Origin of the sequence: Gillisia sp. CAL575 (genome assembly GCF_000403785.1) — a bacterium.
Lineage (GTDB): Bacteria > Bacteroidota > Bacteroidia > Flavobacteriales > Flavobacteriaceae > Gillisia.
On sequence record NZ_APHJ01000034.1, the window covers coordinates 11,182 to 33,904 of the forward strand.

General features: G+C 34.0%; 17 protein-coding genes. 2 read left to right on the forward strand and 15 right to left on the reverse strand.

Annotated features, from left to right (window positions below):
- Nucleotides 1–528: 528 nt before the first annotated feature.
- From fbp to I130_RS11690, 15 genes are all read right to left on the reverse strand, one after another.
- Nucleotides 529–1,536 (reverse strand): class 1 fructose-bisphosphatase, encoded by a 1,008-nt coding sequence (gene fbp, locus I130_RS11620; protein ID WP_034923230.1) that lies wholly within the window; start codon nt 1,534–1,536, stop codon nt 529–531.
- Between the two features lie 55 nt (nt 1,537–1,591).
- A complete protein-coding gene (locus I130_RS11625) occupies nt 1,592–2,263 on the reverse strand; it encodes a bifunctional 4-hydroxy-2-oxoglutarate aldolase/2-dehydro-3-deoxy-phosphogluconate aldolase (protein WP_034923232.1) in 672 nt (223 codons plus the stop codon).
- Between the two features lie 12 nt (nt 2,264–2,275).
- Nucleotides 2,276–3,295: a sugar kinase gene (locus I130_RS11630; protein ID WP_034923234.1), complete on the reverse strand. Its 1,020-nt coding sequence runs from the start codon at nt 3,293–3,295 to the stop codon at nt 2,276–2,278.
- A 212-nt stretch (nt 3,296–3,507) separates the two neighbouring features.
- Entirely contained in the window at nt 3,508–4,272 is a 765-nt protein-coding gene (locus I130_RS11635; RefSeq protein WP_034923236.1) for an SDR family NAD(P)-dependent oxidoreductase, read from the reverse strand.
- A gap of 19 nt (nt 4,273–4,291) precedes the next feature.
- Nucleotides 4,292–5,569, reverse strand: coding sequence for an MFS transporter (locus I130_RS11640; RefSeq protein WP_034923238.1), 1,278 nt, complete (start codon nt 5,567–5,569; stop codon nt 4,292–4,294).
- A 213-nt stretch (nt 5,570–5,782) separates the two neighbouring features.
- Nucleotides 5,783–6,493, reverse strand: coding sequence for a FadR/GntR family transcriptional regulator (locus I130_RS11645; RefSeq protein ID WP_034923240.1), 711 nt, complete (start codon nt 6,491–6,493; stop codon nt 5,783–5,785).
- 211 nt (nt 6,494–6,704) lie between these two features.
- Nucleotides 6,705–7,625: a polysaccharide lyase family 7 protein gene (locus I130_RS11650; RefSeq protein WP_034923241.1), complete on the reverse strand. Its 921-nt coding sequence runs from the start codon at nt 7,623–7,625 to the stop codon at nt 6,705–6,707.
- A gap of 10 nt (nt 7,626–7,635) precedes the next feature.
- A complete protein-coding gene (locus tag I130_RS11655) occupies nt 7,636–8,553 on the reverse strand; it encodes a polysaccharide lyase family 7 protein (RefSeq protein ID WP_232224058.1) in 918 nt (305 codons plus the stop codon).
- Entirely contained in the window at nt 8,550–9,449 is a 900-nt protein-coding gene (locus I130_RS11660) for a PKD domain-containing protein (protein ID WP_083932914.1), read from the reverse strand. Before I130_RS11660 ends, I130_RS11655 begins: the two co-directional genes overlap by 4 nt.
- 19 nt (nt 9,450–9,468) lie before the next feature.
- Nucleotides 9,469–10,893 carry a RagB/SusD family nutrient uptake outer membrane protein gene (locus tag I130_RS11665; RefSeq protein WP_034923243.1) on the reverse strand — a complete coding sequence of 475 codons (1,425 nt, stop codon included), beginning with the start codon at nt 10,891–10,893 and terminating at the stop codon, nt 9,469–9,471.
- Between the two features lie 28 nt (nt 10,894–10,921).
- Nucleotides 10,922–13,975, reverse strand: coding sequence for a SusC/RagA family TonB-linked outer membrane protein (locus I130_RS11670; RefSeq protein WP_034923245.1), 3,054 nt, complete (start codon nt 13,973–13,975; stop codon nt 10,922–10,924).
- 382 nt (nt 13,976–14,357) lie between these two features.
- Complete coding sequence (locus tag I130_RS11675) at nt 14,358–14,702, reverse strand: cupin domain-containing protein (RefSeq protein WP_034923247.1); 345 nt, start codon at nt 14,700–14,702, stop codon at nt 14,358–14,360.
- Between the two features lie 5 nt (nt 14,703–14,707).
- A complete protein-coding gene (locus tag I130_RS11680; RefSeq protein ID WP_051119700.1) occupies nt 14,708–16,972 on the reverse strand; it encodes a heparinase II/III family protein in 2,265 nt (754 codons plus the stop codon).
- A 162-nt stretch (nt 16,973–17,134) separates the two neighbouring features.
- Complete coding sequence (locus tag I130_RS11685) at nt 17,135–19,405, reverse strand: heparinase II/III family protein (protein ID WP_051119701.1); 2,271 nt, start codon at nt 19,403–19,405, stop codon at nt 17,135–17,137.
- A gap of 10 nt (nt 19,406–19,415) precedes the next feature.
- Nucleotides 19,416–21,725, reverse strand: a complete 2,310-nt coding sequence (locus I130_RS11690) for a chondroitinase-B domain-containing protein (RefSeq protein WP_034923296.1) — start codon at nt 21,723–21,725, stop codon at nt 19,416–19,418.
- Nucleotides 21,726–22,171: 446 nt separating this feature from the next.
- Here I130_RS11690 and I130_RS16905 point away from each other — a divergent pair, with 446 nt between their 5' ends.
- Together I130_RS16905 and I130_RS16710 are read left to right on the forward strand one after the other, a co-directional pair.
- Nucleotides 22,172–22,306 carry a hypothetical protein gene (locus I130_RS16905; RefSeq protein ID WP_262489275.1) on the forward strand — a complete coding sequence of 45 codons (135 nt, stop codon included), beginning with the start codon at nt 22,172–22,174 and terminating at the stop codon, nt 22,304–22,306.
- Nucleotides 22,307–22,444: 138 nt separating this feature from the next.
- Entirely contained in the window at nt 22,445–22,594 is a 150-nt protein-coding gene (locus I130_RS16710; protein WP_198012052.1) for a hypothetical protein, read from the forward strand.
- Nucleotides 22,595–22,723 lie beyond the last annotated feature (129 nt).

Consider the following 22,723-nt stretch of genomic DNA (forward strand, 5'->3'; position numbering starts at 1 on the left):
TCAATAGTATCCTAATTTTTTATAGATGATAAAATCTCAAATATTTATAAAGTGCCTTTTGAAGTGTGCTTGTCACCGCTATTATTAATTATTTTCTTTTAATAAAATTCCCCTTTCTATATTTTCTCCGCTTTTAAAAATGAGACATCTTCTTAATTTCATTTAGTAAATAAATTATGAACTCACCCCTCAATTTTTAAGTAAAATTTAAACTTCTATTGGCACTTCAATCGAATATTAACTATAAGATATTTCAGAAAAGTGAAAGATTTTTTTACCACCCAATCATCATGGCAAAACTAGTTACTACATTGAAATTTACTTTGATAGTAGATTTAACAGTTTTAACCACTTTAATAAACAGTTCAAAAAATTTAATGATATTACACCTTCAACCTATATAAATCAGTTGAAATTTCTTATATATTAAAACCACCAATCAACGGTGTTCTGGCTTAAACACATTTTTGATTTTAAAAAGTATATATTTAAAGAAACACCTAGCTAACTGTTTTTTCTTTTCGAAATTTAACGAATCTCTCTAATAAAATTTTCTGCTTTTTCCACCATTTCTTTATTACCACATATAAATGGCACTCTTTCATGCAGTTCTTTAGGCTGCAATTCCAATATCCTTCTAAAACCATCTGAAGCTTTCCCCCCGGCTTGTTCGGCTAAAAATGCCAAAGGGTTACATTCATACAACAACCGCAATTTACCTTTTGGAGCTGTTGTTCCTTGCGGATACAAATAAATTCCTCCAAGTAACATATTTCTATGGAAGTCTGCCACCAAGGAACCGGTATACCTAGAAGTAAAAGGTCTATTCTCTTCTTCGTTTAGCTCCTGCACCCATTTGATATATTTTTTGATTCCAGCAGGAAAATGCACATAATTCCCTTCATTAACAGAATAAGTGCTTCCAGTAGAAGGAAATGTAATACTTGGGTGAGATAGAAAAAAAGATCCAATTCCTGGATCAAAAGTGAAGCCGTTTACCCCGTTTCCCGTTGTGTAAACTAAAATTGTAGAAGTACCATAAATAAGATATCCCGCTGCTACTTGTTTAGTTCCAGGTTGCAGATAATCTTTTAATTCTACCTTGCCACCTTCAGGTGTAATTCTACGATAAATACTAAATATAGTTCCTACCGTAATTCCAACATCAATATTACTTGAGCCATCAAGAGGGTCTATGAGGACAACATATTTAGCATTTTTATGGATACTATCATCAAATACCAGATAATCCTCTAGCTCTTCAGAAGCTAGTCCGCAGATTTCACCACGTTTACGAAGGGTACTAATAAAAATATCATTAGCCATTACATCTAACTTCGCCTGGCTCTCTCCTTGTATATTTTCTTTACCAGCTTTTCCTAAAATTTCGGCAAGTCCAGCCTTATTAATCTGCTGATTGACCATTTTCCCTGCAAGCCGAATAGAACTTAGCAAAGCGCTTAATTCCCCTTTTGCATAGGGGAAATCCTTTTGATTTTCAACAATAAATTCTCCTAAAGTTATATGTCTTTCCATCCTTTTGATTTGTTTGAATTTATGATTCCAGACACTTTTAGAAATAAGTTAATTTTTATTTCACCTTTAGTTCCTTTATGAACGAAGTGCATTTTTTTATAAGTTTTTCAATTTCGCTATAATTATAAGACCCAGTAGAATCCTTTATCATAAGCTTAGAACCAATACCCACACAAAAAGCCCCAGCATTAAACCAATCTTTTAAACTTTCTTCTGTTGGTTCCACTCCACCAGTAGGCATAATACTTGTCCACGGCTGCGGTCCTTTAATAGCTTTTATAAATTCCGATCCATATATAGAACCCGGAAATAATTTCACTACTTCACAGCCCATTTCCTCCGCTTTTGCTATCTCAGTTAAAGACCCACAACCTGGAAAAAACGGGATCTTTCGTCTATTACATACTATTGCAATATCTTCTCTAAACACAGGGGTTACAATAAAATCTGCCCCTAATTGAATATATAATGATGCTGAAGATCCGTCTGTAATAGAGCCAATTCCCAAAGCAAGATCTGGATATTTTTCTTGCACATGTTTACTTAGTTGGCCAAACACTTCATGAGAAAAATCACCACGAGCAGTGAACTCTATCACACTTGCTCCACCAGCGTAACAGGCTTTAATAATATTTTTTGCAACCTCTATATCTTCATGATAAAATAAGGGAACTAAACCTGTAGATCCCATAATATTTAAAACATCAAGCCTTGATAATTTAGACATATCTAATAATTTTTATCGTTTTACTAATGCAGATAAATCTCCCTGCATAATTGCATTGATCTCTTCTAAAGAGGCTAAATTGATATCTCCTGAAATAGTGTGCTTAAAAGAACTTGAGGCTACTGCAAAATCCAAAACCTTTTGATTCTCCCAATCTTGACTTAGGCCATAGATAATACCTGCCATAAATGCATCTCCAGTCCCTAAACGATCTACTACTGGAATGATTTCCTTTATGTCTGATGTAACTAATTTTCCTTTAGAATACATTATTCCACCAATTTTTTGATGAGATGCACTTTGGGAATATCGCAATGTAGATGGTAAGAATTCTAGTTCTGGACAACTTTCTAAAACTTCTTTATAATGATCTCCCAAGGTATCTGGCAATTTATAATCAGGATCAATATCTCTTTTCCCAAGCATTTTGAAAAGTGTAGCAAGATCAGCCAATATAACATTTGTGAAGGCTAAAATCTCTGGTAAGACCTCATCTGGTCTTTTCCCCCATTTCCAAAGTGTTTGTCGATAATTAAGGTCACATGAGATTTTAATATTCATGCTTCTTGCAGTCTTGCAAGCAAGCAAACATTCTTGCGCAGCTGCTTCAGAGATACCTGGTGTTATACCAGACCAATGAAACCATTCGACTCCTTTTAAAGCCTTTTCCCAGTTTATATCGCCGGTTTTTACGTTAGCAATAGCACTTTCTGCCCTGTCATAAATAACCTTTCCCGATCTAATCGCAGATCCTTTTTCCAAAAAATAAATTCCGAGTCTATTACCTCCCTTCACAATATGCTTTTGTCCTACACGATATCTACCAATTTCTGAAAGAACCTTATCTCCAAAATCATTATCAGGCAATTTCGTTACGAATTGAGTTTTTAAACCCCAGTTTTGTAAAGAAACCAGGGTATTAAATTCTGCTCCACTATAAGAAGTCTCGAAGGTGTTTGCCTGAAAAAACCGAAGATGATCAGGTGGAGATAATCGCATTAAGATTTCACCAAAAGCAACAATATTTTTCATGAAGTATTTTAAATTTAAGATTCGCTAAATGCTAGACTTAAGTTGATATCTATATAAATTTAATTCCATAATGAGCTACTTCTGAAGCTAAATAACTCACTATATCTGCATTTTAATATGCTTCAGTTTTTCTACATTGAAAAATCCTTATAGCTGCTTCTACCCTAATTTCAATTTTAAATAAGTTATGAAATCAGGATAATTTACAACTTCTAGATTCCAAGTGCTTGTCCACCACCAATTTGAATAGTTTCCGCAGTAATAAAGGCAGCATCATCACTCACTAAAAAGGATATAACAGATGCTACTTCTTCCGGCTGCCCTAAGCGTCCTAAAAGGATATTGTTTTTCCAAGAAGCAAACACTTCTGGCTTTGTAGATTTAATTTGTGCATGGAAAGGCGTGTCTATGGTACCAGGAGAAACTGCATTAACACGAATACCATATTCTGCCAAGTCTTTAGCAAGAGCTCTGGTAAGAGTATTAACAGCGGCTTTTGAAGTTCCATAGATACCTGCACCCGGACCACCAGCATTCCATCCAGCATTTGATGTATAATTGATAATTGATGGATTTTTTCCAAGTTTTAAAAATGGTATAGATGCTCGGGAAGCAAAAAATGCTGAATCAAGATTCAATGCCATTACAGATCTATAAAATTCTGTGGTCATATCTTCAAACCTAGATCTGCCTCCAAGACCACCTGCATTGTTTACAAGTACATCTATCTTACCGTATTTCTCTCCTATTTTTTTAATGTTTGCAGAAACAGCTTCCTCGTTGGTAACGTCAAAACCATAGTATTCCGCAGAAATACCATCTTTTTTAAGCTCCTCAATCCTGTCGGCTCCTTTTTCATCTTCAATCCCGTTTAAAATTACTGTATAACCGTCTTTTCCAAGTCTTTTAGCTACTTCGAATCCAATTCCGCCAGTTGCTCCTGTTATAACTGCTACTTTTTTCTTTGAATCACTCATTATATTTCAATTTATTTAATTAATTATTTTTCTTATTATCTACTGGACCAATATTTCTGCATAATAAATATACTGAAAGCACGCCCAGGGGTACAAATATTGCAATTAGAATAAAAGCTGGAGTATAGGAATCTTTAGTAATTACCGGAATCAAAAAGTTCATTATAATTACTGAAAAAATACCTACGGAACCTCCAAGTCCAGCTAATGACCCAACCGATTTCCCACTAAATAAGTCACTTGGTAAGGTTTGAATGTTGGAAATGGCGAATTGGAATCCGAACAACACAATTGCTACAATCCCAACAAATTTTACCGGTGTATCCGCATATAAAATTGTTCCCACTAGACCTAGGAACATTAAAAGACCACCTATCCAAATCGTTCTTTTTCTGGAAGTATCAACGGAGTTACCACTAGCTATCCAAGTTCCGGTTAAAAGTCCGCCTATAACACTTCCCGCCGCAGCACCAACAAAAGGTACCCAAGCAAAAAGCCCAATTTCTTTTACATCAAAACCATAAGTGTCTGCAAGATATAAAGGCATCCAACCTACGAATAACCACCAAATTGGTTCTAGAAAGAATCGGGATGCTAACACTGCCCAAGATTCTCTGTGAGACAGGATCTGCATAATTGTTAATCCCTCGTCCTCATCATCTTCATTTCTACCAAGGTGACGTCCCGAAACAATATGAGCTTTTTCTTTTTCTGTGATCCACTTATGATATTTAGGTTTATTCTTATTAAATATCAACCAAGGTATAATCCACAACATCCCGCTAGCACCAATAACAATGAAGGTTGTCTCCCAACCGAATGCTAAATATAAATAGGCAATTAATGGCGGTGCAATTACAGAACCCATAGAGGCACCAGCATTAAAAATTCCTTGTGCAATAGCCCTTTCCTTTACTGGAAACCACTCGGCATTGCTCTTTACAGCTCCAGGCCAGTTTCCCGCTTCTGAAACTCCTAGTAGCACTCTAAATGCACTTAAGGATAACAATCCTTTTGAGAATGCATGCAGAATTGAAGCTAAAGACCAGAAGAATATTGAAAGCACATAACCAACACGCGTTCCTACCTTATCATACAATTTTCCTGAGATAGATTGCCCCAAAGCGTAAGCGACCATAAATACATTTAATATGATGGCATAATCGGAATCTGTCATTCCCAGATCTTTAGAAATCCCGGGCCACATAATAGCCAATGCTGATCTATCAATATAATTAATAACAGTGGCAAGAGCTATTAAACCTATAATCCACCATCTAAGACCTTTTATTTTCATAATTTTTGTTTCTTATAATTAATGAGATACAAGCCTTAAATTAAGACAGAGTATTCCCATACCCAGTATAGAACCGAGTTTTATAGATAATAAATAATATAATTTACAGGTATAAATTTTAGAGAAGGACGTCCATACCAAAGAACTATATATATTTAATTAATTTCTCTCATTACAACTTTTATATATGGAACGTGCATTCCATTTATACTTTTATAAATCTACATTATAGCAATACTTGTATAGACTTCTAAAATGTAATTTCATTTTTACCTTAGCTTCTTGGGGATCCATATTTTCTATTGCTTGATAAATAGCTTTATGTTCTTCGATCCCTAAAATTGCCTGGTTTTCATCGCAAACATGATATTTTGCGAAATTTGTAATAATTTCAGGAGTAATTATAAGCATGAAAGTATTCATAGTACTGTTACCACTTGCCTTAGCAATAGCAAGATGAAAAAGCAGATCTTCTTGTACTGCATCCTCACCTTTTAGAGCCTTTTCAGTATAAGCTTCTAATGCATCTTTCATTTGCTGCAGCTGTTCTTCTGTGCGTCTCAGTGAAGCTAATCTAACGGTTTTTAACTCCAATAAAATTCTGGTTTCAACCAGAGATTTAAAGTCTGGATCATTTAAACTCAAAATGTCCGAAATCATTCCGTTTAGAGCAACCACTCCAATATTGGCTAGATACGTACCACTTTGAGGAACACATTTTAAGAGTCCGTAAAATTCAAGAGTCTGTATAGCTTCTCTTAAATTATTTCTACTTACTCCAAATCTATCAGACAACATACGCTCTGAAGGTAATTTATCTCCTGGTTCCAGATTTTTGAAATTAATATAGTCTCTTATTTCAGAAATAATATTATTCTCGGTTTCCTGCTGAATATTCTTTTTGTTAAGTGACTCCACTTTCATTTCTTCTTGTTTTAAAAACGAGCTTTAGAATTGGTTAACCAAACTGGTTTGTCAAATTTAGGGATTTTTTTTTAGTTTACAGGATTAACTGAAATCAATAAAAATATTCCTTTGAAATCTTCTGATTATTAGCTTTCACAAGCTTTTAAACTTGTGAAAGTCAATAATACTTATTGAAACTAAACCAATTTTAAGCTAATTCCTAATAGTTTCAATGGCTTACCTCAAGATCAAAATATTTTACTTTAGCAAATGAATTTTCATTTGTACTTGCAAAATAATTTCCGGCCTTAAAGTAGTTTTCAAATACATTCCATTTTTGGATATGTATATTATCATAAACAACTTTTTCTTTATCATTTAAAGTTATTTCCATCTTTCCTTTAGATGCAACAACCTCTAGAGTAAATTTTTCATGTCCAACTTCTTCTGAAAAATTGAAACCTTCATCATCACCCCAAGCATTTGTATATAAGATCTCAGTGTCTGAGGCCTCAATATCCTTTAGAACTTTTGTCTTCACTCGTATCTTTCCTTTAATCCAATAAATTTTTAAAATAGGTGGTGCATTATTATCGTCTTCTCCTATTAAATCCCTTTGCTCATTGGTTAGTCTGCCATGGATTTGCATTACTATTGTCCTCTCAAATTCACCGTTTTCATCTTTAGAAATTTCTGGAACAGATAATGTTCCTCTCATCTTCCCACCTTGTTCAAAGGTCCAGTTTACATTGTTACTTCCTGGCTGCATCTGCTCCCTGAGTTCTGTCCTGGAATAAGAAGAATTGGCAGTTGAAGAAGCTGGAAATGTGTAAAAAACAAGAGAACCATCAGTAGAATCATTATACATAAACCTTTTTAAAGTTTCATTCGTGGCATAATCCATAATTTCCGGTGGCTCGACTTCTGTAGGATTTCCTATTGGAATAGTAACCTTCCAATGGCTAAGATCTATATTTGGCAACTTATAGTCTTTAGAGATTACCGTTTCTGGTACTACTTCTATAGGATCTACAACAGGTTTATCTACCGTTTCCTCTTTTTCACAGCTAATAAAAATACTCAGCAAGCCAAGTGTACAGAAAGAAAAATAGACAGGCTTAAAATATTTCTTATATCTTCTATTTCTCATATTTAATGTGTTAATGTGAAACTTTCAGTTTAAAGAATTTCACTTTAGCATATGCACCTTCATCTGTTGTTTGAAGATAATTTCCTGCTTTGAAATAATTTTCAAAAACTCCCCATTTTTCCATATGAATATTATTATAGGTTTTGAATTCATTATTATTCAGCGAAATCACCATCTTCCCATCTGATACTTCAATTTCAATATCAAACTTTTTGAATCCAACTTCATTTTCAAAAGTGTAACCATCATCATCTCCCCAGGCATCTTCATATAAGAGACCATCTGCCTTTGTGCCTAAATATTTCAATTCTTTGGTCTTAACTCTTATTTTTCCATTATGCCAGTAAACTTTCAATATTGGTGGGGCATTGTTATCCTTTTGTCCTATTAATTTCTTTTGTTCATCTGTTATTCTACCATGAATTTGAAGGATGATCACTTTATGGTATTTCCCTTCTTCATCTCGCGATACATCTTCCATAGAAATGGTAGCTTTCAAGTTTCCTCCTTCTTTAAAAGTCCAATTAATATCATCATCTCCAGCAACCATTTGTTCCCGTAATTCAGACCTCGAATATTTAGTATTCGCTGTTGTCGCATTACTTGGGTGCGCGTAAAACACCAATGCACCAGAAGTTGAATCATTATACATATATGGCCTCAACACTTCATTGGTTGCATAATCGAGGATTTTAGGAGGTTCCACACTTATGGCCCCTCCTTTTCCCTCCCCTTCCGGGATAGTTACTTTCCAATGACTTAAATCTATATCTGGTAATTGATATTTTTTATCTGAATTAAGATCCTTTTCTGAAGGACCTTTAATTGCAGATCCAGCACTCTGACATTGAATTGAAATGCAACTAAAAGTTAGCACTCCAATTAAAATCACAGTTTTTTGAATATACTTCATTGGATTCTTAATCATTCTCCTTCTGTTTCTTCCTCTTCAATAACTGGAACTATAGACACATCATCTATATATGCATCACTTACATTTTCACTATCAAATAGCATGGAAATTTCTCCATTTGCACCAGTTTCAAATTCGATAATTAGCGCATTATAATTCCCTTTGCCATCATTAACTTCACCTTTTTCCTGAGCTAATAGCGTAGCAGATTCAAACTCATCAAGATTTGATAACTGACCATCTATGATAGAAACTCTTATATAATCACCATCTTCCCGCAATGCGTAATAGGCTGTGAAAATATATTTTGTGTTAGGAGATACTGTTATACCTTGATAGGATTGGCGTGCGTTTGTAGCACTAGTTGGATATTTTGCAGCTTGCGTATCACCTCGGCCATCCGAACCTGAAATTTGATGAATACTTGCCCCGCTTAATCTCCAGCAGTCCCGGCCATCTTGCCCATCGCCACAAGCTTCGCTACCATCTTCAAAGTCTGCCTCTCCTATAACTGGCGTAATTGCCGCAGGAACAGGAGGTTCTACTACCGTAACTTCTTTGCTGAAAGAATTTGTTACGCCTAGATTATCTGATACTGTTAAAGTAACCGTATAGGTACCTTCATCCGGAAAAGTATTAGTGGCATCCAATTCTGTAGAGGTGTTGCCATCTCCAAAATCCCACATAAAAGTTGTTGCACTATTAGACAGATTAGCAAAATTATATGTTAGAAAATCTGTATCACTTTGTGATGCTGTAAAATTTGCCGAAGGAGGTGTTTTATCTGCAATAGAACCTGTCTCAGGTAGATCGTATTCATAATCACAAGCAAAAAGGCTTGATATCATTAAGACCACAGACATTAGCTTAAAAGATCTTAAGATGGAAAGTTTATAGATTATTGTTTTCATTTTAAATTTTTTAAAGATTTTAATATCCTGGATTCTGCTGCATTATCCCATTACTCAGGTTAATTTCCCTTTGCGGGATTGGTAGTAATAAATCTGTAGCACTAAAGCTATAATCATTCATACTTGAGAATGCGGAAAGGACTTCTTGAGCTGCCCCAAAACGAACAAGGTCAAAGAATCTATGATTTTCAAAGGCTAATTCTACACGTCTTTCATCCAACAGATCTTGTTTGGTAATAGTTGTAACAGTTTCTGTTAAACCTGCTCTATCCCTAACTTTCTGAAATGAGTTGATCGCAGCAGTAGCACTTGTTTCTTGGCCTCCAGCTAAAATTGCTTCAGCATGCATTAATAGAACATCTGCATATCTAATGATTATCCAATCATTCCCCGCCAATTCTGGATTGCTAGATGTAGGTTCTATATCTAAACTTGAATCTCCATTCGGAAGATATTTTACAACTTGATACTGTGTAGGTTGCGCCATGTCTTGTCTATAGGAGTATTCTGTTCTATTCCCTCCTTTAGCGTCCAAAGCCAATCTAGCATCTGCGGTCACATAATTCACTCCACTGGTTCTACCTACGGAATTCAACCATTCGGCGGAAATATTCTGACTTTCTGAAGAAAGATCTGAAGTATAACCTATTGCAAAAATCACTTCATCATTATTCTCAGTATAAAATACATCCTTGAAGTTCGATTCGAGAGAAAATTCTCCACTGGTAATTACCGATTCTAAAAGAGTTTGTGCTTCAGAATAATTTGTTCCTAATGTTAGGTAAACTTTAGCCAAAAGTGATTGAGCCGCAGCTTTAGATGCTCTATTCTTGAAACTGTTATCCAGGTTCTGGATGGAAATTTTAAGATCACTAATAATTAGATCGTAAATTTCACTGGATGGAACTCTGGTAAATGCTATTTCCTTTTCAAGTGGACCTATTAAATGGTCTATCAAAGGAATGTCTCCATATAATCTCACCAAATTAAAATAAGCATAGGCTCTTACAAATTTCGCTTCTCCTTCAAATTTTGGAGATTTCGCTTCAGACGCTGCATCTAGATTTTCTAAAACTAGATTAGCACGGTAAATAATCTCATAAAAACTTATGTAATAATTAGAAACTATACCATTACTGGCAGTTACGTTATAACTTTCAAACTGAGCAGCTTCTCCTTCACTAGATTTAGTTCTAGTGTTATCACTACGCATTTCAGTAAGGTAATATTCTCTTTGAATACTAAAGTTGTCATCCAAATTATTGGAGTTTACACCTTGTATAGCATCATACATACCTATAACTCCTGTTTCAATTTCTTCATCATTTTGAAAGTAACCCACAGATGAAATGGCAGATTCTGGCAAAGGCTCTAGAAAATCGGCTCCACAGGAGATCATCATGATGGATAAAAATCCATAAATTAAATATTTTATTTTTTTCATAATTGTGTCTTTTATACTTTTCTTACAATTAAAAATCTGCGTTTAATCCTATCGAGATTGTTTTATATATAGGAGATCCTCCTCTTTGATACCCGTAAGTTGTTGCCGAAGTATCATCTATAGATTCTGGATTAAATCCAGTATAGTTATCTGCTGTCCAATACTTAAGGTTTTGCCCTGCTGCATAGATTCTCAAGCCCGTTAATCCTATTTTGGAGGTAAGATTCTCTGGTAAATCATAGCCAATATTAACATTTCTCAGAGCTACATAAGATGCATCTTGAATCACAGAATTTGTAAAGATTTTTTCTTTAATAAAACCTTGGTTTGGAGTAGTTGCTGGAACAAAATCCTGCCCACTATTAAAATGATTGAATATGTACTGATCTCCCATATTCCTAACCTCCGCTCCATGGCTTCCCTGAAATAAGAAACTCACGTCTACATTTCCAATCTTAAAGTCGTTTGTAAGACTCCATAATAAATCTGGATACGGATTCCCAAGGATAGTTTTATCATCATCATCTATAACCCCATCGCCATTTAAATCCTTTACATATACATCTTGTGCCTGAGCCCCAATTGGAAAGAAAGGTTGTTGTAGATTTTCTAAAGCAATTTGCTCATCTACAACCCAACCGTAAAATGAAGAAATAGGTTGCCCTTGTAAATTTATCCATTCTGCAGCTCTTTTGTCATCCACAATTTGGATCTGTCCATTAGAATCTGCAAAATCTGTTAATTCATTGTCATTCATAGACCCCAAAATAGTAGTACTCCATTTAAAATTAGGAGTAGAAATATTTCGTGTTCTTAATTCTAATTCCAAACCACTGTTTACAACTTCTCCTATGTTTACTAACGCATTTCTAAAACCGGTTGTGGAAGAAACAGGATTAAAAAGTAATAGTTGATCACTAGTACGTCTATAATAATCTACAGAACCTGTTAATCTATTTTTAAAAAAACCAAAATCTAATCCAGGATTAATTTCTTTTGAACGCTCCCATTTTAAATCTGGATTTGCAATGTTTAAAGCAATAAATGCCGACTCTAAACCGCCACCAATTGTTGCAGATGCTGGTCCTAAAAGCGGTAATGATGGATAAAGATCTATAATATCGCTATTAGTATCTAAGTCTTTATTACCGGTGAATCCATAACTCAATCTAAATTTAAGATTACTTACATAATTGCTTTCTTTTAGAAAATCTTCTTGAGCTATATCCCAACCAACAGAAACAGCAGGGAAATCACCGTACTTTGTCTCAGTTCCAAAAATAGAACTACCATCACGACGAAAACTTACAGATGCAAGGTACTTATCTGCATAAGCATAATTCACTCTAGCAAAGTAACTTTGAAATCGTTCTGTAAAAATAAAGGATTCAATATCTGTTGCAACAGTTGCTGCGGAAAGTGTCTTAATTAAATCTGAAGAATAACCAGTTCCTAGAGAACTACTTCCTTCATAATCCCATTTTTCGAAAGAAATACCAACCAAAGCATCAATTTCATGATCACCTATTGTAGTATCGTAACTCAAATAAGTTTCAGAAGCTACATGAATTCTATTTTCATTAGAAACTTCATAACTAGCATCTGCGGCACCGTTTCTACTAGATAAAACTCCCTGCCATCTATCTCTAAATGTGTTTTGATAATCCCCAGACAAATTAGCTCTTATACTTAAATCGTCTAAGATCTTATACTCACCATAAAAATTACCGTAGAACTTTAACTTTAAATCATTTCTATCTCTCTCTACAACTTTCGCTACAGGATTCGTGTTTGAGGTATCACTTATATCTATAAGAGTACCATCACCAAATAGATCATAATTGTCAAAATGTCGCTGTATGGCATAATCTCCAATTTGAACATCTGGATAAACATTACGGTCTACATATTGGATAGAATTTTCGTCATGGTAAACTGGAAGCCAAGGAGATTGGCGTAGAATATCATGGGTAGATCCATCAAATCTTCTTGTATTAGTGTAAGAAGGAGCTAAATTTCCACCCATCTTAAATTTATCACTAACCTTAGTATCTAATTTTAATCTTAGGTTATATCTTTTGTAATCATCTGTAAGCAAAACACCTTCATCATGAAGATATCCCATTGATATACTGAATTTAGTTTTTTCAGTTCCTCCACGAGCACTTAAAGAGTGATTTTCAATAATTCCACCATCAAATATAATGTCTTGGTAATCCCGATCTATTCCAATTTGCTGAATATACTGAGTTCTGTTTGATAGCTCCCCTGTTGCGGCAAGTTCTGCTGCAGCGGTTTTAGCTACAGAAAAGTAATAAGCATCGCTTTCTCTAGCTTCCTTAAAACCCATATAAGTTTGGTAACTAAAAACCGTTTTACCTTCTTTCCCTTGTTTAGTGGTAATTAAGATAACTCCATTACTTCCTCTAGATCCATAAATAGCTGCAGATGCAGCATCTTTAAGCACATCAAAAGATTCAACTTCGCTCATATCTAAACTTCCTAAGAAATCGTTATCTACAACAAGACCATCTACCACAATTAAAGGATCTGAACTTCCTGTTAAAGAACCTGTTCCCCTAATTCTTATAGTTGGTGCAGATCCAGCTTCACCTTGTGTTGCCTGAATATTAACCCCAGATATCTGCCCTACAAGAGCATCATCTATTCTTGCCACAGGCAATTGATCAAGATCTTCATTCACTACACTAGACACCGCACCAGTTAAGTGGCTCTTCTTTCGAGTACCATAACCAATTACCACAGTTTCATCAAGTTGTTGTGCATCCACAGACATGGAAATATCCAATGTTTTTTGTTCATTAATAATAATTTCTTCCGTATTGAAACCTAAAAAAGTGAACTGAAGGACATCTCCCTTCACTACATCGATTTCGTAATTACCATCAAAATTAGACACCACTCCCCTATTTGTACCCTTAACAATTACGTTAACCCCAGGTAAGGTAAGTTGATCTGATTCCGAGGTAATGGTTCCCGAAAGAAGAAAGCTCTCCTGCGCAATAAGAGTGAAATGGCAGAAAAACACCATTAAAACAATTGCAAATTTCTTCAAATTCATAAGTTGATTTTTTAGTTAATTAGACTCATTTAATAAATTAGTTACACCAGACTAATTTTTAGATTTAATAATCCCTACTAGTGGAAATTCAGAGGAAAAAAGAGAATTGGATTACTTATGAATTTGTACATTTGTAACAATTGGTTACTACCAAGTAATCGATATGTATTTAATAACTTCTCTCAATGAAGTTTTTATAAAAGGATAGGCGTGCACCTATCCTTTTTTCTTTTCTTGAATTAAAAATTTATAAGAACTTTTTTGGTAAACCAATTTGGTTTTCCAATCTGGTTTACCAAATATATATTAATTAATTGTTAACTGAAAAATATATTGAGGTAAATTTTACCATTTTTTAGTTAAACTTTCACAATAATGTACTTTAAAAGAAATCTTCTCTAATTGGACTAAAAACATCTATTAAAATTCCTTTTTCTTTACAAATCGCTCCATGCAGTTTATGAGGAGGAATATAAAAAGAGTCTCCCCCTTTTAATGTTTTAGTTTCATCTCCAATGGTTAATTCAAATTCCCCACTAACCACATAGGTTACCTGAGAATGATGGTGCTCATGCATTGGACCTATACTACCCACTTCAAATTTCACTTTTGCCAGTAAAATTTTATCATCGTATCCAAGGATTTGTCTTTGAACACCTTCTCCAACAGTTTCCCACTTAACTTCTTCAGACTTTAAAAATTCTTTACTTGTGCCTATATCTTTCATAATATTTAGTTTTCAATTATTGTATAATATCCCTTCCAGGAAATCTCATTATTATTTAGCCTTAAACTATGCTGGCCTTCTCCATTTTTATTAGCTATTACAAGAATTAGCTTAGCTTTATTAAAACCAACAAGTTCAACAGCAGTATACTCATCATTATCCACAAGAATTTTAGCCTCTTGGATTTGGCTGAAGGAATTGTTCCCTAATTCGGTTATTGGATTATAACTCCCATGTGGTTCTAATACCGAAACAAAAACTGCATCTCTAATATTATTTTTTCTCCAAATATAAACTGGGTCCCTCCTTAGATTGAATTGAGGATCTGAAGCTCCAAGCCTTCCCATAATTAAACTATCTCCCTCTTTAGTCACATTTGTTAGCGTATAAAACTTGTTATTATTAGACCAAGTGAATTTGGAATTATTAGCAGTGGAGGTCCCTGCTGCTTCTTTCCATAAATGCTGATAACCATTTTCTACGCCTAGCTTTTCAAGTTTTTCTGGTGAATTATATTCAAAATTTGTTTCTATAATTTGACCGAAATAATAAAATGGTAAGTCATATTGATTCTCTTTTTCTCCGTTCACTCTAAAAATATCGATCATCACAGGTTTTTGAAAAATGTCACTATTTATTAATGCCATAGTTCTATGCATCTGAGTATCTGGATAGGCATTATTTTCCTTTGCGCTTATAATTTGAATTTCCTGTTTGGAAAAATCTGAAAAGTATTGTTCAGAATGAAACTTGGTACCCGTATCAAAATCCCCATTAAAATGAGAAGTTTCATTTTGAACAATTGTATTATGCGCTATACTTTGTTTTGCCCAACTGCTGTTTTCTTTCAAATATCCTCCACCATTTTTTTGTTCAATATTAACGAACCTCGCAAAACCATAATCTTGGATTACCTCTTCTCCTTCATTATAAAATGAATAAGAAAGTTTATCGTAATGTCCATGACTATCTCCTTGAGAAGTATATTTCATTACTAACGAATACATACTTTTATCCTCCTTACTATGTAAAATAGCTACACCTCCTTTATTCCCTTTTGGCCCATCCGTAAGAATAATAGACTCTTTAAGAAATTCTTGCTCTTCATTATTTTTTAACCCAAGTGCTACAGCGAGTCCGGCATCATCTAAAGTAACCTCTCCTTGCTTTTTTGCAATGGAAAGCAGCATTGGATTATGTTCTCCATAAAAATATGCTGCATCTACAGACATGATCACAGACTTATTGAAATAAGACATTCCCTTTTGAGCATCATTAAGTGGAAAGAATTCCCCATCAGCATCAGTTAAATTTATTAACGCGAAAACCGATTTTACCAAGATGCCATCCTTATATTCAAAAATCTTTAATTCGGGCTTTTTATTCTGTAAAGCTTTCGCAAACAACATAAAAGGATACAATGCATATCTCTGATAGTATGGGCCTTCTGTATAGTAACCTGAAGGAGAAAAAGCTTCTTCCATATTAGCCAAAAACCCAGCTTTTTGTCCTTTTTGCTTGATTAATCCACCATCATTATCTCTTGCAGCCTCATCTATATTGTCTTCTTTAAGGCCATAAAGCGCACGGTCTACCAACTCTTCATCGTTCATTACTAAACCTATCATACCTACAGCGGCATTTCCCCAAGTACTGTGATTATGAATTCTATTAAAAAATTGAGGGCTTTCTACTGAAAGAAAATCGGCAAAAGGCCTGAATAAATTGTTTTCTAAAGTTGCTCTTTCCTCTTTACTTATCCAGTTGTAGATACTGCTATAAGCCTGGCTCATAGAAACCAACCAATTTGAATCATTTAATGACTGCCAAAATATTTTTCCTCTTGCATAAGAACGCTCTTCAGGATGTAGTGGTAATTTTGGATACATCACTGCATATTCCAAAAGCATTTTTTTAATATAATTAGCATATTTTTCATCTCCGAGAATATTAAACAGCACTCCGGCTTTCTGCGCTGTACTATAATTTTTCTTATGTCGTTCGTGTGTATACCCACCTGCAAGATCTTTAGGAATAGGCACCTCGATACCATTACTTATTTCTTCATCAACCTCATCCTTAATCTCCTGTAAACTCTTATCGAATAACGGGACTTGTCCAAGGTTATCTTTAATTTTCTTAAGTCCTTTTTCTGTTAATATCAATCCTGAAGATTTTGATGACACCTGATCTTGTGCCTTCGAAAATTGACTGAAGATGAAAAGAAATAAGAAAATTCTTAAAGAGTGACTTTGAAAAGGACTTTTCATACAGGCTTTAGGTTTAATGTATATTCAAAAAAATGAACTAATTATTGTATTCGATGACTATATCGATATAGTAAATTGATAATTGGTTTACCAGTTTGGTTTACCAAATATAATAAAAATTTTATATGGAGCAAATGATAGTTAAAGGAATCTTAAAATGAATTATAATTTCAGGAGGTCAATCTCAAATTTTTCTCCCGGTTGAAGTTCTACTTCTTTCTTATTGACCTTTTTTGATTTGGTTATAGAACTGAAGCTTATTTTAAAAGGCTTAACTGAAAGTGACTGAACTAAGATCTTACTATCCGTTTTCTTAAGATAAATATCTGAGGATGCAGAAATATCAATTTGAATGTTCTCTATTTTCAAACTAGATACAGAAAATAAAAATCCCATATTATCTTTTATCAATGATTTTAGATCTTCCCCTTTCAACTCCCACTGTGTCTCTAAATTTAGTTGCCATCCTTTTAAATCGGGAGTTTTTTCATCTTCATTTATTCTTGCATCAAATACTTCAAATGGATATAGAATAGTGATAAAGTTGAAGTTGGCCTCAGGCTTGGAAGAGACTATGGACCATTGCTTTCCCCGTTGTCCTGAGCTTACTACAGTATCTGCAGATTCCAACTGGAGAATATCTAGCCCGGAGCCATCATCAAAAGTAGATCTCAATAAATTTGGAGCATGTTCTGCTGTATAATGTCCTTGCCAGATTTGTTTGTAAATGTGATCTTTTTCAGCATTAAAATTATCCTTTATAATCCAAAAATCATCTTTTACAAAAATTACTTGTCTGGAATATTCTACTTCAATATTTTCAAAGCCGTTGTGACTTCCTATATATAGATCGAGATCAGGATTCGACTTAAATACAATCGTATTTGGCTGTGGTAACTCTCCAAATTTGCCAAAGCCGCTACCTCCTTTATTAGATTTATAATCCTTTCCCTGAAGTTCGTCATCTACTAGGGCTACATTCTTAACTAAAGAATTTTTAAAAAGTTCAAGATCATCTAGTGAATAGCGCACTTGGTAATTGGGTAAAATCACTTTGCCATTGGCCATTGCCTGAATTCCCAAAATATCCCCATGTTGATGGTCTGGCTTTTTATCGTCCAAACCAGCAGAAATAACCAACATTTTATCCTTTGCCTCCCAGCCATTACGCATTATATAATACCCGGTTTCTGTAAAAGCTAGAGATTTAAAATCTGGCTGTTTTGTTTTAATATTCTCTAACATCCCTAACTGATTCCCGCTTAAATACCAATACGTGTCAGATTCGACTTTATTAGACGCGAAAAATCCCATTCCCGGATCGTTAAAAAGCAAGTATCCCAAGGTCATCGCACCAGAAATGTCATTTCTTTCTGCCCAAGGTTTATCGGTATCATCTGAAAACACAGGGGCAGATCCGTCAGGGAAAGCAATTTTCTCTAGCGTGATAAATAAAGATTTCAACTTTTCTTCCCATACAGGTCCTACATTAATACCACTGTTTTTTGCTAACTGATATACATAAAAATAATTTTTAATATCACTCATGTGGTAATGCACCGTCCTTTCAAACTGAAAACCGTCTTTATTAATTTCCGCAGATAAATGTTGCTCCAACAAATCCATCGAACGTTCATACCATTTATCGGTTCCCTCAAAATCTCTTAAAAGAATACTTAACATTGCAAGTGCAGACATTCCACGAGTTTGATGATTCCCAGAACTAAATTCTTGGTTATTTTCAAATAAATTCGCTCCATGTTGAAGCAAAGTGGCAATTGTTCTTAATTGGTCTTCATCTGAATATTGCTTTTCTCCTAAAAACATATTATGAATTTGAAGCCAGTTTAATATTCTATATCCAGAACGAAACACTTCATATACCCCGTTTCCATCGTCAATAGTTTCAAATTTATTAGCATCTAAAGCTTGGTTTAACGATTGTAATTGGGATGTGAAATAATTTAAGTAGGTTGTATCCTTTTGCTTATAATTATAATAAAATGCTATATCAACCATTTTATGTTGCCGTGCTAAATGTCTAAGCGCATAGGCATCTACAGCTTCGCCAGTTAAATAATTAAAAGGCAATTTCCATTTAGCGTCACCAGGATATTTAGAAAGGTGATCTAAGGCTCTTTCATTATGATGACCTTCAGATGAAGGATAAAGATTATTGTGAGTTTTAAATCTCTCATCAAAATTTTTCCAATCGTAAAAATATCTTTCTGAAAATTTTTCGCGAAAGTAAGTTGCCAGAGTTGCATTAGAAATAACGCCATTTTCATCTGCTAATGCATTTTTTACCTCAGGCTTAAGATATGTAACGAGTTCGTTATTGGGAATAACTCTTTCTGAAGGGAAATCTTGTGCATGAATACCTGTAGTCATCGCCAAAAAGCAAAAAGGAAGAAAAATTTTAATAACTGACATTTTTTGAATTTTAGTACATTAATTTTTGCTTCAGATTCTCTTCTATTTTGATCTCACCAGAATTTTTGATGCTATTATTCTCAGGCTTCTGACCTTTTTCTCCCCAAAGGATGGCAATGTATTTTACCGAATTGTCTATAAAACTATTATCAGAAAACGTGACATTCACTATCCCTCGAGTCTTTAATAGGACCTGTGTGTTTTCTGAAGTCCCAGAGTTTTTGAAGGTGTTTCCTGTTAAGATTAGATTACCTCCAATAGTAGATTCATCATAACCGCCTCTATAATAATTTAAAACCTCCTCCTTAATATTGCTGAAATTGGAATTGGTGATGTAAACAAATTCTGCATTGTACTCTCCCTTATCATCGGTTTCTTCAGCCAAATTAATACCGCTTTGAAGATCTTTAATTGTTGAATTTGATATAGAAATTGTATCGGCAAAAGAGCGTTGAGAAACTTTGAGAAGATTTTTAAATCCGCTAATTTCTGAATTATCAATCCACAAATTATAAGCGCTGGACATATTTTCTTTTAAGGTTCCAAAAGCATCCCGATTCTTAGTTCCCTTTAATACGATATTTTCCATCTTAAGAATCCCTTCCGGATTCATTTCGAATGCTGGGGAAGAATCATTTTCTGAGAATTGAAGAATAGCTTTCTTCTTTCCTTTTTCTGACCTAATGCTAATTTTTTTATTAATTGGAATAGAAACGTCCAGCTTATAAGTACCAGATTTTAATTCAATAATATCTTCGGAAACTGTTTTTTGGAGCACTTCCAGCAATTCGTCTGTAGTTGAAACATTAAAAATCTTAGACTTTTTATTTTCCTTCACCGCAGTATACCAATCTGGCCCATATTCAGATATTTCGAACAAACTTTGATCTTTTTCTACAGGAAGGCTTACAGCACCAATACTTTTAACTTCGCTTCGGTCTTTTCCAAAAATATCTTCCTCGATCTTTTCAAAATCAAAACCTGCATAAACATCTGTATGGTTTTCAACCGGGACAAATAAATACTCGTTGATCTTTTTAATTTTAAAATCCTTTGTAATAATGCCTTTATCCTGAACTTCACTTTTATTGATACTATTTGAAATATTGTTTTTAAAACTTACTCCATCTACGATATCGTAAGCTACAATTGGAAAATTCTGTTCCTCATCATTATAAATTAAGTTATTGGCCAGAAGAATACGCTCAGGTCGCGCAGATCGAATTTCAGTAGCAGGCAACACTTCACTTTTATCTACATTAGATCCTACACTAAAATGCCAAGGAGAGATGCAATTAACATAGGTATTGAATGCAGCCACCACATCGGTCACTTGGTTGTATCTGTTCAAAGGAGATTTAGGGATTCCATTCATAACCGCTAATGGGCTTCTAAATTCTGAACCTTTTAATTTATAAAAATAGTTATTGGTGATCCAGTGCCCAGTATTTATTACCCGAATTCCACCTATAAATTCTGAATTATCATTGCCAATAAAAACATTTCCATCGATCGTTGCATAATTACCATGTCTCAGAACCAAGGAACCTTCCGACTCGAAAAAGACATTGTGACTAAATTGATTAAAATTGGATTTGCTTGAAATAATCTCTACTTCCCCATTACATCTATAAAATAAATTCTCGGCAACATTCACATATGCAGGGGTCATTGAGGTTTCACTAGAACCTATTTGAAGAGTCTCCCCGTGAGGACCTCCTTTTCTAGGTCTAGGACCAAAATAATTATTAATGATTTGGTGATGAGTATTAATATTTTCATTTCCTTTTAGAAAAACTCTTAAAGTAGGTCCGGAATTAGATTTTCCTGCTATATAGCAATGGTCTAGCTGATTATTTCTTCCCCAAAATTCTATCCAGTGATCCTGAACATCACGACTTGGTTGAGTAAAGTTTTCAATTACACAATTAGTAACCCGGGAATGGTTAGCAATATTGTCATTATCTACTTTAAATTGAATCACAGAATTAGACGGAGTGTAACCGTTTTTGAAATATAAACCGTCCACTATTAGATATTCGCCAGCTAGTTTAAGGGAAGATTTTCCTTCAATAGTTACTTTTCCCTTTTCTTCAACACTTAAAGTAATAGGTTGGTCTTTTGTTCCCTTTCCCTTGAAAATTAATTCCACGTCTTTCCAAACACCTCTAGCCATTATGATATTATCTCCTGGCGTAGCTTTAGATACCGCAGTGTTAAATTCTGTGATATTTTGAACTAGAATTTCTTTCTTGGAGACTTCTTGTGAAAAGTTTAGGCTGGAAGATAAAAGCGTAAAAAGGAGAAGGAAATATTTCATAAGATAATCTGGTTTACCAATTTGGTTTACCAAATATAAAAATATTCCTCTACTAGCCAAAAATAATATCCAAAGATTCTCTATTATAAAATAATAAAGGATCCATAACTATACCTATCAAATAATGATTTAGCTGCATAACCCAGGCAAATTTCTCTACAAATATTGTCAATAATAGTATTCTAAAAAGAATATCGATAATTTCACTTATGACCTAATAAAGTTAGGTCAAAACCTAAAGCAAGCCAGATAACAACTTGAAAAGCTCTAGAATTAAAAGTGAAAATTTCGGTTTAGAATTAAATATTTTAATCAGTTTATAAACTTTCCTTTAACAGAATACTGTTAAAAAATGTTAGTACATCTAAAAATAATAGTTCTAAAAAGTAACTTTAAGAAGAAGAAATAAATTCTCCAAATATCTTATTAATTTAAAAATATTAAAGATGAAAACACCAAATTATGACGACAAAGTAGGAAAGCATCCAATCCCTCATGCAGAAGGAATTGCTAAAAACGAGAAAAAAGACGGCGGTGACAAGAAAAAAGATGATAATAACAAAAAGGAAGAAGGCAAATAAAATTTTGGTTAATTTGTATGGACTATATATTTACAAGTTGAATTCAATTAGTGTAATTCAATCTTAAATTGGTTCATATTTAAAATTAATCTCAATATTCTAATCAGATATATATTAACCTAATTAAATAAAATAATTATGAGCAAAGATAATCCAAACCCAGAGAAAACTAGTAAAAAGGAACAATCCATCAATCACGAGGCAACGCAAGGAGCGAAGATTAATCATCAAGTAAAAGATAAAAGAGAACACACAGAACCTAGAGATAATTTATCCTCTAAATCTTAATGTGAAGATTTATCTTTTCAGGTTTACAACCTTACTAAGTTAAGTTAAGAATAGTTTAAAATAATAAATTCCCATATGGTTTTATACCAATGTGGGAATTTATTGTTTTTAAAACTCAGTAAATTAACC